Source organism: Neobacillus drentensis (genome assembly GCF_036966985.1).
GTDB lineage: Bacteria > Bacillota > Bacilli > Bacillales > Cytobacillaceae > Neobacillus > Neobacillus drentensis_E.
In genome coordinates this window covers 3529-4355 of the sequence record NZ_JBALSN010000511.1, presented here as the reverse complement: position 1 = coordinate 4355, position 827 = coordinate 3529, and the positions used below count along the sequence as shown (strand labels likewise).

Sequence of the window (827 nt, the reverse complement as noted above, 5' to 3'; positions counted from 1 at the left end):
CTTAAAGATTGACTTAAAGGCTAGACAGTTTACGGTGGGCGATCAAGTCGTTAGTTATGGAGACATCATTACGATTGACGGCTCCACTGGTGAAGTAATGCTGGGAGAAATTCCAATGATTGACCCAGAACTATCGGATGAATTCCAGTTGTTGCTAGCATGGGCAGACCAAGAACGTAAACTTGGGGTCCGTGCCAACGCAGATAATCCGGAAGATGCAAGAAAGGCATTCGAATTCGGAGCAGGCGGAATTGGTTTATGCCGTACGGAACATATGTTTATGGACTTGAAACGGATTCCAATTGTTCAAAAAATGATTCTTGCTGAAAATTATCATGAGAGAATGGAAGCATTGAATCACCTTTTACCAATGCAGCAAGGAGATTTTGAAGGAATCTTTGAAGAAATGAAAGGATTCCCTGTCACTATTCGGTTACTTGATCCGCCGTTGCATGAATTTTTGCCAAATAAAGAGGATTTGTTGGTGGAAGTGACGAAACTTCAAATCTTAGAGCCTCAATCATCAGAATTAAAATCGAAAGAGCAGTTGCTTAAAAAAGTTCGTCAATTAGATGAGTTTAATCCAATGCTTGGCCACCGTGGCTGCCGTCTTGGAATGATTTATCCAGAGATTTATGAAATGCAAGCGAAAGCCATTTTCTATGCGGCGGCAACGCTCGCAGACAAAGGTATTGAAGTACAGCCAGAAATTATGATTCCTTTGGTTGGTCATGTGAATGAGTTAAAGGATATGCGGAAATTGGTAATAGATGCGGCATTACTCGTCCAAGAAGAAACAGGAAAGAACTTCGAGTACACAATTGGAA

Annotated in this window: 1 protein-coding gene; it reads left to right on the top strand. The window is 41.2% G+C overall.

What is annotated here, in order from left to right; all coding sequences use genetic code 11:
• On the top strand, positions 1 to 827 hold an 827-nt coding region (locus V7659_RS26825), incomplete at both ends, for a putative PEP-binding protein (RefSeq protein WP_335543133.1).